The organism is Marinobacter sp. LV10R520-4 (assembly GCF_002563815.1).
Taxonomy (GTDB): Bacteria; Pseudomonadota; Gammaproteobacteria; order Pseudomonadales; family Oleiphilaceae; genus Marinobacter.
The window spans coordinates 2,984,807-2,999,472 of sequence record NZ_PDJM01000001.1; the positions used below are offsets into that span (position 1 = coordinate 2,984,807).

Genomic DNA, 14,666 nt, shown 5'->3' on the forward strand with positions numbered 1-14,666 from the left:
TTTCAAATCTGTCCCGGCGTTACGCTCAGCTCGAACAGCTGATGCTCATGCCCTTGCCCCAATCCGGGGGCAGGGCAGCGTAGCGTTCTTCGTACTGGGTTTGTTCATCAAACGGCTTCTTTAATACCGCCAGCAGCTCCTCCAGCGGCTGATAATCCCCGTTTTGCGCCTCCAGAATCACCTGCTGTGCCAAATAATTACGCAAAATGTACTTCGGGTTTACCCGGCCCATTGCGTCTTCCCGGGCATCGTGAGCCTGAGTTTCCTGCTTCAGCCTTTGTTCGTAACGGCCCAGCCAGGCATCTGCAATGGCGCGGTCGGTAAACAGGTCGCGCACCGGCCCGTGGCCGCGGCCATACAGCGTCGACAGGCCGCGGAAGAAGCGGGTGAAGTCGACCTTCTGTTCTTGCAACATGCTGAAGGTGTCCATAATCAGGTTCATGTCGCTATCATCTTCCTGCTGCAGTCCGAGTTTGTCCCGCATGTTTTGCAAAAAACGCGTGTTGTAGGCGCTTTCATAGTGTTTTAAACCTTCGTGTACGGCGTCTTCACCCATCACCGGTAATAATGCTCGCGCCAGGTAATGACAGTTTTCGAAGCCCATCTGCGGCTGGCGGTTGTAGGCGTAGCGGCCGCGCTCGTCGGTGTGATTACAGATGTAGCCGGCGTCAAAATCGTCCATAAAGGCGTAGGGGCCGTAATCGAAGGTGTCGCCAATAATCGATATGTTATCGCTGTTCATAACGCCGTGGCAGAAGCCCACGGTTTGCCAGTCTGCGATCAGCCGCGCGGTGCGGCCCACCACGGTTTCGAGCCAGCGCTGATGGCGCTCGGGTTCCGGCAGTGTGATCAGCTCCGGAAAATGCAGCGATATTACGTGCTCCAGCAGGGTTTTTACGGTGTCGGGGCCCTGGTGATGAGCGGCAAATTCGAAGTGGCCAAACCGGATGTGGCTGTGAGCTACCCGCATTAGCGTTGCGGCGGTTTCAATGGATTCACGGCGTATCGGGTCTTTGGCTTTCACCATAAACAGTGCGCGGGTGGTGGGAATGCCCAGCCCGTGCATGGCTTCGCTGCAAAGGTATTCACGAACGGTAGAGCGCAGCACCGCGCGGCCATCGCCAAAGCGGGAGTAGGGCGTCATGCCCGCACCTTTCAGGTGCCAGTCCCAGCGCTGACCGTTTGGTGCGATGGTTTCCCACAGCAACAGTCCGCGGCCGTCGCCCAGATCCGGGTTGTACATGCCGAACTGGTGGCCGGTGTACTTCATGGCGACCGGTTCCATGCCGTCCAGCAGCTCTGAGCCACCACCGACCTTTTCCCACTGGGCAGGGTTGTTACTGTGAAAACCCAGTTCCCGCGCCAGGTCGTGATTAAAACACACCATTTTTGCGTCTTTAAGCGGGCTGGGTTGCACGCGGGTGAAGAAGCTCTCCGGGAGTTCCAGGTAGCGATGCTCTATGCGAAAACCGTTGCTACTCATAAAACTGATACTCCCGTCTGGCATGAATTCTGAAAAAATAAAATTGTGTGTTCATCATCGTATCAGCAACAGGAATCTTAACGTGGCTTCCCGTGCTTTTAAACCAACTATTGATGCCCTGACTGAGCGGGAAGGGCTGTCTCGCACGGAAGCCGTATCAGAGTGTCTGGTTGTCTAATCGCGAGTAGGGCAAAATGCCTTCATGCCCAAAACGCCTGCCCTTCGAAAACCCAGAATACTCCTGCTCTCGGCCTATGACGCAGGCAGCCATCGTCGCTGGAGAGAGCAGTTGGTGCTCAGCCAGCCGGAATTTGAATGGCATGTGCTTGCCCTGTCGCCGAGATTTTTCCGCTGGCGGATTCGAGGTAATGCGTTGACCTGGCTGAACGAACCGCTGTTGAAGGAGCCTTGGGATCTGCTGCTGGTAACGTCTATGGTCGACCTGGCGTCGGTCCGGGGTTTTCATCCGAACCTGGCCCATACGCCGGCGCTTCTGTACATGCATGAAAACCAGTTTGCCTATCCGGCATCCGATGGGCAGCACAACAGCATTGACCCCCAAATGGTGAACCTATACAGCGCTATTGCGGCCGAGGCTATTCTGTTCAACAGCGACTGGAATCGGCGAAGCTTTCTTGAGGGTATTCAACAACTCTTCCGGCGATTGCCCGATGGTGTCCCGAATGGAACCCTCGAACTCATTGCCGTGAAATCCCGGGTTCTGCCGGTCCCCATCGATGACCATGTGTTCCTCAACGAAGCGGAGCGCCAGAACCCTGAGGCGGGCGAGCGTTTATGGCGCAATGGCCTTGAGCTCGGGCCTGGTGAATCACCTCTAAGGATTGTGTGGGCGGCGCGCTGGGAATACGACAAGGGCCCTGACCGACTGCTTGCGATTCTGCAGGAACTTGAGCGCAGAGCGGTGAATTTTCAGGTGTGTGTCCTTGGTGAAAGTTTCCGCAAAGTCCCCGAAGCCATGACGACTATCCAACAACAGTTTGCCCATCGGCTTGTGCAGTTTGGATATGCCTCGAGTCGCATCGGTTATTACGAGTGGCTGGGGAGTGCAGACGTGATTCTTTCAACTGCGTTACATGAGTTTCAGGGGTTGGCGGTGCTTGAGGCTGTGGCGGCTGGTTGTGTGCCCATTGTGCCGGCAAGGGAAGCTTATCCGGAGTTGTTTGCAGCGGAATACTCGTATCCGGACTGTGGCGACGACATTCCGGCCGAGGCGGCTCATGCAGCGGCGTTGATTGAAAAGCAGGCTATGGATGGCCGTGGTGAGCGATTACGTGGTGAGCGATTAACAGTGCCAGATGTGCAGCGCTTCAGCCTCTGCACATTGAAGCCGATATATAAGGCGTTACTGTCAGAGGTTATCTTTTGAAGCCGTGAATATCGAGTTCTTGCGAGAGAATGCCGCCATTCACGGCCAGGTTTCCGGCACAACAAACACCCGGTCTGCTTCCAGCCAGTTTCCCGTTTGGTGATCTGGCCGCATTATGGCGAACAGCTGCGGAACCACTTTGCTTTCCACACGTTCCAGCGCTTCCAGAACATGTTCGATATCCGGCTGTTCGCTTTGACACCAGTTGCCAATCCAGTGAGGTTTGTTGAGTACAACCCAATGTGATGTGTTCAGGGCTCTTGCGTCATGGGCGTACATCCAGCGCCCGCGCAAATGGTCGGCTGGAACATAACCCGGCGTTACCACGGGCTGGTCGTCTGGGTAGAAAAGATACCCCGGCATAAATATTCGCGGAGTCAGTGGGCCTGTTATATGGGATTCTGTGAGCAGGGCAAGAGTTTCCGGTAGTTGTGTGCGGCGGCTCTGTTGTTCCAGCAGGCTGGTTGTTTTTATGTCCAGCCGGTCATGAGCATTGGGGCCGTACCAGAGCTTTGAGCCGGTGAGTTCTGAAACGCCGAGATAAAACTTGATAGCGATCTCGTGGTGCTCAATGCGGTCGTCTGCGTGGTTGCGCACCACGAAATCCAGTTCGCCAATGGTGCGCCCGCGTGACTGGATCTGCTGGTTTTTTAGCAGGACGGGCCAGCCGAGCAAGTCTTCCAGCAAAACCTGATACAGCCGCTCGAAATAGAAGCCTAATCTGCGCTGTGGTGGTTCAAGCAGCATGGGTGGTGCAGTTTCTGTTTCCTGATCCCAGGCTTTAAGAGTATCGGTATAGTCCGAGGGCAGATACTGTGCCGGTGCAAAGGTGATTGGTGAACTCATCAGTTGTGGGGTTTGGCACAGCCATGCGAGATGCCTGATTGCCGGCGTTCGGTAAGTGTTGATTAAATGAGAGACGAGGTTTGCATCCATTCGCCCAGAATACCGTAAACTGTTTATTAATAAAGGTGCGAGTGTTCTGCGGGGCGGCCGCCGAACCGAGAAGACTTGCTGCATTAAGCAATAGAAAAGAACGGGAGAAAGTATGCAATACCTTCACACGATGATCCGGGTGAGCAATCTGGATGACACCCTGCATTTTTTCTGTGACTTGCTGGGAATGAAAGAGGTCAGTCGAAAAGACAGCGAAAAAGGCCGTTTCACCCTGGTATTTCTTGCCGCGCGAGACGACGAAGATCGAGTGAAAGCCGATCGCGCACCGTCGTTGGAGCTGACCTATAATTGGGACCCGGAAGAGTACAGCGGCGGCCGAAACTTCGGTCATCTGGCCTATCGGGTCGACGACATTTATCAGTTGTGCGAGCACCTGCAAGCCGGTGGCGTCACCATTAACCGCCCACCCCGTGACGGTTATATGGCGTTCGTGCGCTCACCCGACGGTATTTCTATTGAGCTGCTGCAGAAGGGTGAAGCGCTTGCGTCACAAGAGCCCTGGGCCAGTATGGAAAACAGCGGCAGCTGGTAACGGATAAGATAATCAGCGCGGGAATGGACTCCTGCGCTTGGCATACAAGGAGAGTAAGAATGGACGATTGGCAAGGATGCCTGGCACCGCAGTGCCAGAATGCGCTGGCAAATGCTCGTGTGCTGGTATTACAGCGCGGCGGAGCGGCGATTACCGTTGAAGATTTTTTGCTGGCTCTGCTCGACAGTTGCCACACCCTCAGCCATTTTTTGACAACCTGCAGCATCGACCTCGACGAGTTGACGCGCACGGTGCAGTGCGAACAGCCGATTGTTACCGGGGTGTCTGTGGAAGGTTTGCTGTCTAGCCAGTTGGTGCACTGGTTTGCCAGAGCGCGCGAGTTGAACGACGCGCCCTGGTTAGACTGGCCGGTGCTGCTGCAAACCCTTACCCACAAAACAGAACGCTTGCAGGAAAAAGCGTACGTTGCGGTGTTGGAACGGGTGTCAGCCTGGCCAGCCGGCGTTGACGAGCTGACGATGAAGGCAGCGTCTAACGCCGGCGGTGTGCCCACGATGATGGCGCAGGTGGACTGGATTGAGCTTGCGCATACCGTAGCGGTAGAAGTCAGCACAAACCCTGCAACATTGTTGTGGGTGAAAGGCCCTCGGGGCGGTGGTAAAACCCGCTGGCTGGAAAGTGTATTGCCATTGCTGGGTATCGATTACAAGCGACTGAATTTGCGCTGCGAGTCAGACGTGCTGACGGTTGCCGAAGGCGCCCGGCACAGGCTGCGCTCACTTCAACACTCTGGAGGGTGGCCTCTGTTGGTGATGGATGGCCTAGCGCCGCAGGATCTTTTGCGGCTGGTGGGCCGGCCTGGCAGTGCGGTGGGCGATGTGCTGGCTGCCTGGGGCGGGCCTATGCTGCTGCTGGCTGATGAGCGCATGAAAGCCACGGTGCAGCATGTTGATCAACTACAGCTGTGCCTGGGTCGCTCGCTGACCAGCGTGATGCTGCCGCCCTGTGGCGCCGGCCAGCTCCACGCTATTGTGGTGGCCCATCAGCCGGCGATAGAGCGCCAGTGGAATATAGAGCTGGAGCCGGCGGCGATTGATTTCGCTGTCGCACAGCGTCACCGGTTTGAGTGCTGCCCGGGCAAGCTACTGATGTGGTTGGAGCGTGCGGCTGCACGCTTGAATCTGTTTGCCTTGCGTGGCAGCAGCGAGGCTTCGGCTCTGGCGGCGCAAATCCAAACTCTGGAGTGTCAGCGCCTGGTGGCCCATGCGCGGCAGAGCAGTATTGGCGAGCCGGATCTGGCGTTGGAAAAGCTGGTTTGGCAACAACAGGTCGCAGCAGGCGAGTGGCACCAGCGTGATGCGCGCGGAAGCTTGCGAAAGCTGGGCGTTGCTGATTTGCAGGCCGAGCTGAAATGTTGGCTTGCAGCGAATTCAGCGGGCGTTCACACTGTTCATCATTAGACGCAACGATGCAGGTGTTGAACCCTTGTCATCACTTCTAAAATTGTTGGGAGATTGTTTGGGTGCAGGATTTGGAAATTTATATACGCGACCTTGAAGCCGGGGCGGTATCGCGCTGGCTGTCTGATCAATTAGGCCAGGTGTCGCTGGATGACGAAGTCATAACCGGCTTTGTGAAAGGTCACGCCAGTTACAATGGCAACCCGTTGTCGTTGTCGCTTTATCCGGGTGCTTTTGGCAAACGTTTCACGTGTCTGGTGATTGAGGGACCACTGCTGCCCTGGAACAGCGATCTGGATTGCGCTCGAAGTGCCTGGCGCGCCATCGGAGGCGAGCTACGTTGCAGCCCGGGCAATTGGGCCGAAGGCGACGACGCCACTGAAGAAAGATGGTGGCGAATTGATGAGCGTGGTGAGCATCAGGCCATATGGAATTAACTGAGAGCGGAATTAATAGAAGAGCGGAATTAATAACATTATCAAACTAAAAAAGGGATGGAGCTTGTGGCTCCATCCCTTTTTTTCTAACAGCGAATGAAAACCTGGTGTGGGTTAGTCGCTGAGAATTGACACGTTATCGGCCTGCAGGCCTTTGTCGGCGTCAATCACGCTGAAGCGCACAAGTTGACCTTGGCGCAAAACGCGGCGACCACTGCCACGAATAGCGCGGAAGTGAACAAAGATTTCATCACCGCTGTCGCGAACAATAAAGCCAAAGCCTTTTTTCACGTTGAACCATTTAACGGTGCCTTCTTCGTCGCCCTCTGGAGTGCTGTCGTCGAAGTCGTCATCGTCGTCGTGGTGCATGTTACCGTTTTTTTGAGCCGGTACAGGGGCACGACGAGGCGCAGCAGGTGCGCGTGGCTGGGCGGCTTTAGCGGGCGCAGCTTTCGGTTGTTTGGCGCTGACCGCAACGGTGATAAAACCGGCAATGGCAAATATCACCACGGCAATCACGTAAGCGGCGATACCCTGGGCGCTGCCCAGAACGAAGGGGGTGCTGTTGGCCACGGAACTGGTTTCAGACTGGGAAAGAATCTGGAACAGCTCCGGGGTAAAGGAAGCCAGCAAAAAACCGAGAACAAAGGGAGCGGGAATCGCGATCAATAAAGCAGCAACGATCGCTTTGGCTGGATTACGCATGTGAATTGAAAATCTCCTGAATGATAACGCTAACGATAAATAACCGGATATGGGGTAAAATGACACTTCCGGCTGCATGAAGGCGGCATCTTAACAGATAACGGCAGGAACTCACTAAAACCATGACGGATAAACCACTTGAACACCGGCTTGACGAGCTGGAAATGCGGATTGCGTTTCAGGACGATGTAATAAACACGCTGAGCGAGCAGATGGCGACTCAGGAGCTGGAGCTGCGTCAGCTGTGGGAAGCCAAGCAGTTACTGCATAGGCAGTTGAAAGAAGTGTCTGGTTCTAACCTTCGCAGTGAAGAGGAAGAAACCCCACCGCCCCATTATTGAGGCAGCAGAGCGCTACCGCTTTACATGGCCCGTGTATGAGCCAGGCAAGGTACGTTTCAGGCCAAAAGCTCCACCAGAATTTCTTCGTAAATCTGCGATAAGGTGTCCAGGTCGTCTGCGCTGACGCATTCATTCACTTTATGAATGGTAGCGTTTATGGGCCCCAGTTCCACTACCTGAGCACCCGTAGGCGCGATAAAGCGACCGTCGGACGTGCCCCCAGATGTAGACAGTTCGGTTTCACGGCCGCAGACCCTTTCAATGGCCGTTTTTGACGCCGACACCAGCGCGCCTCTGTCGGTCAGGAACGGTCGGCCACTCAAATGCCACTGCAGGTCGTAATTCAGCGAGTGTCGCCGCAATACCGCCACTACCCGCTCGGCCAGACTTTCGGCGGTGTTTTCGGTGCAGTAGCGAAAATTGAAGTGCACCAGGCATTCGCCGGGAATGATATTACTGCCGGTGCCGGCCTCCACCTTGGTAATCTGGAAGGTGGTAGGCGGGAAATGATCGTTGCCGTTGTCCCAGAATTCCTGCGCCAGATCGTGCACCGCCGGTGCTACTTTATGTATCGGGTTTTCGGCCAGGTGCGGATAAGCCACGTGGCCTTGCACGCCGTGAACCGTCAGGTAGCCGTGCAGTGAGCCGCGGCGGCCATTTTTGATCACATCGCCCACCTCAACCGTGCTGGACGGCTCGCCGATCAGGCACCAGTCGATCTTCTCGTTGCGGGCTTCCAGCGTTTTAATCACTTTTACTGTGCCATCGCCGGCGGGGCCTTCTTCGTCGCTGGTAATCAGCAACGCAATGGAACCGCGGTGGTTCGGGTGCTTGCCCACAAAGCGCTCGCAGGCGGTAACAAAAGCCGCAAGGCTGCCTTTCATATCAGCGGCGCCGCGGCCGTGCAGCATGCCGTCTTTTATAACCGCCTCAAACGGGGGGTTTGCCCAGTTTTTCTCCGGGCCCGTGGGTACGACGTCGGTGTGCCCGGCGAAGGCCAGAACCGGCCCTTCCAAACCCTTTCGAGCCCACAGATTGTCTGTGGTGCCAAAGCGCAGGTTTTCTTCAGCAAAGCCCAGAGGCGCAAGGCGCGACATCATCAGTGGCTGGCAGCCGGCGTCGTCGGGCGTCACCGACCGCCGGCGAATTAGATTCATCGCCAGCTCGATGGTCGGTGACAGGGCCTTATTTGGTAAAGCAGTCATAAAAGCCCCGATCAGTTGTTGGCGTGCAGTTCGTGGTTCAGCTCGATGGCCGACTTGTTAGTTTTGCATTCCACTGCACCGTTTTCACTGTTACGACGGAACAGCAGGTCTGACTTGTTGGCCAGATCGCGGGCTTTGATGACTTCCACCAGTTTGCCTGCGTCGTCTAGCAGTGCCACTTTGGTGCCGGACGTCAGGTACAGGCCGGCTTCTACGGTGCAGCGGTCGCCCAGGGGAATACCAATACCGGCGTTGGCACCAATCAGGCAGTTTTCACCCACTGAAATAGTGATGTTGCCGCCGCCAGACAAGGTTCCCATGGTGGAACAGCCGCCGCCCAGGTCAGAGCCTTTGCCAACCATCACGCCGGCTGAAATACGGCCCTCGATCATGCTGGTGCCTTCGGTGCCGGCGTTGAAGTTGATAAAGCCTTCGTGCATCACTGTGGTGCCTTCGCCTACATAGGCGCCCAGGCGAACCCGTGCAGTATCGGCAATGCGCACGCCCTGAGGCACCACGTAGTCGGTCATCTGCGGGAATTTGTCTACCGATTTCACTTCCAGAGTGCGGCCTTCAAGGCGCGCTTGCAGCTGGCGCTCAGGAAGCTCGGCCAGGTCAATGGCGCCTTCGTTGGTCCAGGCCAGATTTGGCAGCAGGCCAAATATGCCGTCTAGTTTCAGGCTGTGGGGCTTTGTCAGGCGGTGGGATATCAGCTGCAGCTTAAGGTAAACCTCGGGCGTGCTGCTGGCGGCATCGTCGGTTTCCAGTAAGGTGACGACAACCGGGCGTTCGCTGCGGGCGGCTTTTTCGGCTAGCGCGGCCTGATCGGTCTGGCCGATTTGACGCAGGCCGCTTGCCAGCTGGCTAAGTTGCTCGGCGTTGGCGCTGATGGCCTGATTGCCGCCTTGAAAGTCCAGAGCGCTGCGAACCACGTCTAGCAGCGTTTTATCGGGGATCATCAAAGGCTGTTGATAAAAAACTTCCAGCCATTCGCCCTGATTGTTCTGTGTGCCAATACCAATACCGAATGCAAAGCTCATTAGACGCGTGTTCCTGTTTGTTATCAGTGAATCGTGTTGTCAGTGAATTATGTTTTGCGATGTCAGGCCAATGTCATTGCTTAAAGCGCGCTGCCCAGTCATCGGCATTAAAGCCGACCGTCACCGCGCCCTGAAACTCCACCACGGGCCGTTTGATGATGGAAGGGTTGTCCAACATGACGCGGCGGGCAGAAGCGGCATCAATATTCTCGCGAATGTCTTCTGGCAGTTTGCGCCAAGTAGTGCCGCGGCGGTTTAGCAGGGTCTCCCAGCCGGCCGAATGCTCCCAGGTGGCGAGCAGTTCGCTGCTCAATCCGTCTTTTTTGAAATCATGAAATTGGTATTCAATGCCGTTCTCGCCTAGCCATTTTCGGGCTTTTTTCACCGTGTCGCAGTTGCGAATGCCGTACAGTTTTATCACGAATTTGCCCTTACGAACGCTACGATGCGCTCCGCTGCTTCAACGCATTCTTGTAATGGCGCGACGAGCGCCATACGTATGCGGTTTTCACCCGGATTATAGCCATCCACTGTGCGCGACAGGTAGCGCCCTGGTAGCACGTGCACATTCTGTTGGGCCGAAAGCTCACGGGCGAAAAGTTCGTCATTCATTCCCGCCGGAGTTTGTGGCCATAAATAGAACCCGGCGTCTGGAAAATCGACGTCCATCACTTGGCGCAAAAGTGGCACTACGGCTTCAAATTTGGCGCGGTAAGCGCGACGGTTTTCTTTTACGTGTTCTTCGTCGCCCCAGGCGGCAATGCTGGCCAGTTGGTTGTGGATGGGCATGGCGCAGCCGTGGTAGGTGCGGTATTTCAGGAAGCCTTCAAGAATGCGCGCATCACCGGCCACAAAACCCGAGCGCAGGCCCGGCAGATTGCTGCGTTTAGACAGGCTGTGAAACACCACGCAGCGGGCAAAATCGTTGCGGCCAATGGCGGCGCAAGTTTGCAGTAAGCCTTCAGGCGGGTTGGCTTCATCCGGGTAGAGTTCGGTATAGCACTCGTCAGACGCCACAATAAAGTCGTGCTCATCAGCCAATTCAAGCACCCGGGCCAGGGTGGCGCGCGGAATGACTGACCCGCTGGGGTTGCCCGGCGAGCATAAAAACAAAACCTGGCACTGCTGCCAGACCTGCGGGTCAATCGCATTAAAATCCGGGATGAAGCTATTGCTGCCGTCGCAGGCCAGGTAAACCGGTGTGGCACCGGCCAGGAAAGCCGCGCCTTCATAGACCTGATAAAACGGATTGGGGCTGACCACGGTGGCAGCCTTACTACGGTCGACCACCGCCTGCACCAGCGAGAAAATGCCTTCGCGGGTGCCGTTCACCGGAACTATGTGGTGGGCTGCGGTTAGCGAACCCGGTGCCAGTGTAAAGCGCTTTGTGGCCCACTGGCTGATGGCTTCGCGCAGCTCGTCCGTGCCTTTTGTGGTGGGGTAGTTACCAAGCCGGGCTAAATTATCTGCTACGACCTGCTTTATAAACGCCGGGGCAGGGTGTTTGGGCTCACCAATGCCAAGGGAGATGGGCGCCAGGTGTGCGGGCCCGGTTACGCCGGCTTTCAGCTGTGCCAGTTTTTCAAACGGGTAGGGGTGAAGTCGGTCTAAATCGGGGTTCATCGAATGTTATCCAAAGTTTTACACAAGTCGTCCTGCAAGGCCTGGCAGGCAGCGGGGTCGAATAGCGCGTCACCGTTTTCGTCGGTCACAAAGAATACGTCTTCTACCCGTTCGCCTAAAGTGGCAATTTTTGCGGTTGTCAGGCGTACCCGGTGTTCCAAAAGAATCTGACCGATACGAGCCAGCAGGCCGGGGCGGTCGGGGGTGACCACTTCCACCACGGTGCGCAGGTTAAAGCGGTCGTTAGACAGCAGTACCTCGGTAGGAAAAGCAAAGTGCTTCAACTGCCTTGGCGTGCGCCTGTGGATAATGTCCGGGTAGTCCTCGGGGTCGTCCAGTTCTTCAATCAGCCGCCTTCTTACCCGTTCTTTGCGATCCGGATCTATGCCCAGGGGTTGGCCGTGGTCGTCCAGTACCACGTAGGAGCTGATAGACCGAGGCCCGTCACTAGAGCTAATACGGGCATCCACAATGTTCAGATTTAACTGCTCCAGCACCGCCGTTGTGGCGGCAAACGAAGCGGTGCGGTTTTTCATATAAATGATAATCTGTGAATAACCGTCAGTCGGGCCACCGCGGGTATCACGAATAAGCACCAGCGGGTCGGCATCATCCCCGTGGCGGATAATGGCCGCGGTTTGCCAGGCGATGTCGATGGTGGAGTCCTGAAGAAAATAATCTTCGTCCACCGTGTTCCATAGGTTATCAATCTGGGCGTCGCTGAAATGCTGGGCGCGTAAAATCTCGCGGGCCTCGGATTGCGTAGCGTTTACCCACTCCTGGCGATCTATGCGGGTGTCGGTGCCGCGGCGCAGGGCTCTTTCAGTTTCGACATACAGCTGCCTTAACAGCGATGCACGCCAGGTGTTCCAAAGTTTCGGATTGGTGGCGCTGATGTCGCACACGGTCAGAATGTACAGGTAATCCAGGTGCGCCTGACTCAGCACGGCGCGGGCGAATTCGTGGATGATGTCCGGGTCGGAAATGTCTTTGCGCTGGGCCGTCATGGACATCAGCAGATGATTTTCCACCAGCCAGGACGCCAGCTGGGTGTCGCGATCGCTCAGGTGGTGGCGCTTGCAGAAGGCTTCGGCGTCAATCGCGCCCAGCTCTGAATGATCGCCACCGCGGCCTTTGGCCACATCGTGATAGAGCCCGGCAATAAACAGGGTTTCCAATTTTGGCAAGCGATGAATCAGCCTTGAGGCCAGCGGGTAGTCTTCACTACTGGCGGCGTTGTGCAGGCGCACCATGTTGCGGATAACGCCCATGGTATGCGCGTCTACTGTGTAAATATGGAACAGGTCGTGCTGCATCTGCCCTATAATGCGGCCAAATTCCGGCAGATAGTGGCCTAGAACGCTGTATTTCTTCATGGTAACCAGAGTCTGGTCGAGCTTGTCTGGCGTGCGCAGCAGCTCCATAAACAGCGAGGTCACCGCCAGGTCCGAGCGGAAGGCGTCGTCAATCAGGTGGCGGTGAGCCCGCAGTGAACGAATGGTGGTGGCGCGAATGCCGCGAATGGCCGGATTCTGCGCCATCAGCACAAACAGTTCCATAATCGCGAAGGGCGCGTAGGCGAATACCTGGTTGTTGATGGCTTCAATGTAGTGATTGCGAGTCTGGAAGCGCTTGTTGATGGGCTGGATAATATCTTCCTGCCCGCTGCCCAGAATGGCCTCGTCATAATGTTGCAGAATCACGTCGGTTAGCTCGGCCAGAGCCAGCACTGCGCGATAGTAGGACTGCATCATCATTTCAACGCCCAGGCGCCCACCTTCATCCTGATAGCCCAGCATGCTGGCCAGGCCGCGCTGGTGATCAAAGAGCAGACGGTTTTCATTGCGCTTAGCCAACAGCTGCAGCCCGTATCGCAACTGCCACAGCAGGGTTTCACCCTTGCGCAGGACCTGGTACTCGTCGTCGGTCAATACGCTGAACTGGGTCAGGTCAGCAGTGCTGTGCAAACCGAAATGACGTTTGGTAATCCAGCCAATGGTCTGGATGTCGCGCAACGCGCCGGGGGCGCCTTTAATATTGGGTTCCAGATTGTATTCGGTGTTGCTGTACTTGGTGTGGCGCTCTTCCTGTTCGGCACGCTTGGCAATGAAATACTCGCGGTCGGTGCTTATTTCATCCGAGAACGCCAGCTCTGACAGCTCCCTGCGTAAATCGTCTGGCCCGGCGATGGTGCGGGTTTCCAGCAGGTTGGTCAGAATGGTGATGTCGCCCCGAGCGGCATTGGTGCTTTCGTTAATGCTGCGCACGCTGTGGCCAATGTCCAGCTTCAAGTCCCACAGCAGGGTAATGAACGCGCTAAGGTCATCGCGCCATTCGGGGTCGGTACCCGTGCGGGTCAGAATCAGCAAGTCAATGTCCGAGTAGGGGTGCAGCTCGCCGCGGCCGTAACCGCCTACGGCAATCAGCGCCACGTTGTTGGATTGCGCTAATGGATAGCGATTCCAGATATGGCGCAATACCGTATCGACCGTGTCAGAGCGCGCTTTTACCAGCGCTCGAACATCTGCGCCCTGTTCAAAAGCGGCTGCGTCTGCCTGCTGTCGCTCCTGTAACAGCGTGCGGGCGGCGGAAACCGGTGAAGCGTCATGGCTAATGCGGTGTTCCAGCTCGCCCGGTGCCATTTAGAGCGACTCTTCTTTGCGTTTGGTCAACACTTCATGACCGTCAGCAGTCACCAGAATGGTGTGTTCCCACTGCGCTGACAGCTTGCGGTCTTTGGTAACCGCAGTCCATTCGTCTGGCAGCAGTTTGGTGTGGTACTTGCCCTGATTGATCATCGGCTCGATGGTGAAAATCATTCCTTCCTTGAGTTCCAGACCAGTGCCGGGTTTGCCGTAATGCATTACCTGGGGCTCTTCATGAAACACCTGGCCAATGCCGTGGCCACAATAGTCGCGCACCACCGAAAACCGGTGCTTTTCAGCGTGCTGCTGGATTACGTGGCCGATATCGCCCAGGCGGGCCCCGGGCTTAACCAGGTCTATACCTTTATACAGGCATTCCTGGGTAATCTGGATTAGCCGCTCGGTACCGGGCTTGGGTTTGCCCACCGCCCACATCTTGCTGGTGTCGCCGTGGTAGCCATCTTTTATGACGGTGATATCAATATTGATGATGTCGCCGTCTTTCAGCACTTTCTGCTCGGTGGGAATGCCGTGGCAAACCACGTGGTTTACCGAGGTGCAAATGGATTTTGGAAAGCCATTGTAGTTCAGCGGCGCAGGGATAGCCTGCTGCTCGTTCACAATGAAGTCGTGGCAGAGCCGGTTCAGATGTTCGGTGGTCACGCCGGGTTTGACGTGCTCGTCGATCATCTCCAGAACTTCCGCGGCCAGCCGTCCGGCTACGCGCATTTTTGCTATGTCTTCCGGGGTCTTGATGGTGACCTGCATCAGCTTTCCTATTAAAAGAAATGAATCGAGCGTCTATTTTAAGGCCCATGGCCATAAGGTACAACTTCAGAGGACAAGCAGCTCCGGTACAAAACTAATGGCATTACGCACCATAAATATGA

The 14,666-nt window shown here is 56.1% G+C and carries 14 protein-coding genes; 5 read left to right on the top strand and 9 right to left on the bottom strand.

Features of this window, described 5'->3' with window-relative positions; genetic code table 11:
* Positions 1 to 25: 25 nt before the first annotated feature.
* Positions 26 to 1,483: a protein adenylyltransferase SelO gene (locus ATG98_RS14540; RefSeq protein WP_098423648.1), complete on the bottom strand. Its 1,458-nt coding sequence runs from the start codon at positions 1,481 to 1,483 to the stop codon at positions 26 to 28.
* A gap of 202 nt (positions 1,484 to 1,685) precedes the next feature.
* Between ATG98_RS14540 and ATG98_RS14545 the strand changes: the two genes are divergently transcribed.
* On the top strand, positions 1,686 to 2,870 hold the full coding sequence (locus ATG98_RS14545; RefSeq protein ID WP_098423650.1) for a tRNA-queuosine alpha-mannosyltransferase domain-containing protein: 1,185 nt from the start codon (positions 1,686 to 1,688) through the stop codon (positions 2,868 to 2,870).
* Between the two features lie 39 nt (positions 2,871 to 2,909).
* On the opposite strand, the gene ATG98_RS14550 is transcribed toward ATG98_RS14545, so the two are convergent.
* A complete protein-coding gene (locus ATG98_RS14550; RefSeq protein ID WP_098423652.1) occupies positions 2,910 to 3,806 on the bottom strand; it encodes a DUF1853 family protein in 897 nt (298 codons plus the stop codon).
* Between the two features lie 112 nt (positions 3,807 to 3,918).
* Between ATG98_RS14550 and ATG98_RS14555 the strand changes: the two genes are divergently transcribed.
* The 3 genes from ATG98_RS14555 (at position 3,919) to ATG98_RS14565 (ending at position 6,217) form a co-directional block, all read left to right on the top strand.
* Positions 3,919 to 4,359 carry a VOC family protein gene (locus ATG98_RS14555; protein ID WP_098423653.1) on the top strand — a complete coding sequence of 147 codons (441 nt, stop codon included), beginning with the start codon at positions 3,919 to 3,921 and terminating at the stop codon, positions 4,357 to 4,359.
* Positions 4,360 to 4,418: 59 nt separating this feature from the next.
* Positions 4,419 to 5,780: a hypothetical protein gene (locus tag ATG98_RS14560; RefSeq protein WP_098417875.1), complete on the top strand. Its 1,362-nt coding sequence runs from the start codon at positions 4,419 to 4,421 to the stop codon at positions 5,778 to 5,780.
* A gap of 62 nt (positions 5,781 to 5,842) precedes the next feature.
* Entirely contained in the window at positions 5,843 to 6,217 is a 375-nt protein-coding gene (locus ATG98_RS14565) for a hypothetical protein (RefSeq protein WP_098423655.1), read from the top strand.
* 114 nt (positions 6,218 to 6,331) lie between these two features.
* Here ATG98_RS14565 and ATG98_RS22860 read toward each other — a convergent pair whose 3' ends face one another.
* The gene (locus ATG98_RS22860) at positions 6,332 to 6,922 is read right to left on the bottom strand and encodes a cold-shock protein (RefSeq protein ID WP_098417877.1); all 591 of its coding nucleotides are present in this window, start codon (positions 6,920 to 6,922) and stop codon (positions 6,332 to 6,334) included.
* A 122-nt stretch (positions 6,923 to 7,044) separates the two neighbouring features.
* Here ATG98_RS22860 and ATG98_RS14575 point away from each other — a divergent pair, with 122 nt between their 5' ends.
* On the top strand, positions 7,045 to 7,263 hold the full coding sequence (locus tag ATG98_RS14575; protein ID WP_098417878.1) for a SlyX family protein: 219 nt from the start codon (positions 7,045 to 7,047) through the stop codon (positions 7,261 to 7,263).
* A 56-nt stretch (positions 7,264 to 7,319) separates the two neighbouring features.
* Here the strand turns inward: ATG98_RS14575 and dapE are convergent, their stop codons facing one another.
* From dapE to map, 6 genes are all read right to left on the bottom strand, one after another.
* Entirely contained in the window at positions 7,320 to 8,468 is a 1,149-nt protein-coding gene (dapE, locus tag ATG98_RS14580; protein ID WP_098423657.1) for a succinyl-diaminopimelate desuccinylase, read from the bottom strand.
* An 11-nt stretch (positions 8,469 to 8,479) separates the two neighbouring features.
* A complete protein-coding gene (gene dapD, locus ATG98_RS14585) occupies positions 8,480 to 9,508 on the bottom strand; it encodes a 2,3,4,5-tetrahydropyridine-2,6-dicarboxylate N-succinyltransferase (RefSeq protein ID WP_098423659.1) in 1,029 nt (342 codons plus the stop codon).
* A 73-nt stretch (positions 9,509 to 9,581) separates the two neighbouring features.
* Positions 9,582 to 9,926, bottom strand: coding sequence for an ArsC family reductase (locus tag ATG98_RS14590; protein ID WP_098421603.1), 345 nt, complete (start codon positions 9,924 to 9,926; stop codon positions 9,582 to 9,584).
* Positions 9,926 to 11,131: a succinyldiaminopimelate transaminase gene (gene dapC, locus ATG98_RS14595; protein ID WP_098423661.1), complete on the bottom strand. Its 1,206-nt coding sequence runs from the start codon at positions 11,129 to 11,131 to the stop codon at positions 9,926 to 9,928. The genes ATG98_RS14590 and dapC overlap by 1 nt, the downstream gene beginning before the upstream one ends.
* On the bottom strand, positions 11,128 to 13,773 hold the full coding sequence (locus ATG98_RS14600) for a [protein-PII] uridylyltransferase (protein WP_098423663.1): 2,646 nt from the start codon (positions 13,771 to 13,773) through the stop codon (positions 11,128 to 11,130). The genes dapC and ATG98_RS14600 overlap by 4 nt, the downstream gene beginning before the upstream one ends.
* Positions 13,774 to 14,544, bottom strand: a complete 771-nt coding sequence (map, locus tag ATG98_RS14605; RefSeq protein WP_098417883.1) for a type I methionyl aminopeptidase — start codon at positions 14,542 to 14,544, stop codon at positions 13,774 to 13,776.
* Positions 14,545 to 14,666: the final 122 nt, after the last annotated feature.

Coding starts and splice junctions, on each gene's coding strand:
- ATG98_RS14540 (WP_098423648.1), bottom strand. CDS start 1,483: ATGAGTAGCAACGGTTTTCGCATAGAGCATCGCTACCTGGAACTCCCG.
- ATG98_RS14545 (WP_098423650.1), top strand. CDS start 1,686: ATGCCCAAAACGCCTGCCCTTCGAAAACCCAGAATACTCCTGCTCTCG.
- ATG98_RS14550 (WP_098423652.1), bottom strand. CDS start 3,806: ATGGATGCAAACCTCGTCTCTCATTTAATCAACACTTACCGAACGCCG.
- ATG98_RS14555 (WP_098423653.1), top strand. CDS start 3,919: ATGCAATACCTTCACACGATGATCCGGGTGAGCAATCTGGATGACACC.
- ATG98_RS14560 (WP_098417875.1), top strand. CDS start 4,419: ATGGACGATTGGCAAGGATGCCTGGCACCGCAGTGCCAGAATGCGCTG.
- ATG98_RS22860 (WP_098417877.1), bottom strand. CDS start 6,922: ATGCGTAATCCAGCCAAAGCGATCGTTGCTGCTTTATTGATCGCGATT.
- ATG98_RS14575 (WP_098417878.1), top strand. CDS start 7,045: ATGACGGATAAACCACTTGAACACCGGCTTGACGAGCTGGAAATGCGG.
- dapE (WP_098423657.1), bottom strand. CDS start 8,468: ATGACTGCTTTACCAAATAAGGCCCTGTCACCGACCATCGAGCTGGCG.
- dapD (WP_098423659.1), bottom strand. CDS start 9,508: ATGAGCTTTGCATTCGGTATTGGTATTGGCACACAGAACAATCAGGGC.
- dapC (WP_098423661.1), bottom strand. CDS start 11,131: ATGAACCCCGATTTAGACCGACTTCACCCCTACCCGTTTGAAAAACTG.
- ATG98_RS14600 (WP_098423663.1), bottom strand. CDS start 13,773: ATGGCACCGGGCGAGCTGGAACACCGCATTAGCCATGACGCTTCACCG.
- map (WP_098417883.1), bottom strand. CDS start 14,544: ATGCAGGTCACCATCAAGACCCCGGAAGACATAGCAAAAATGCGCGTA.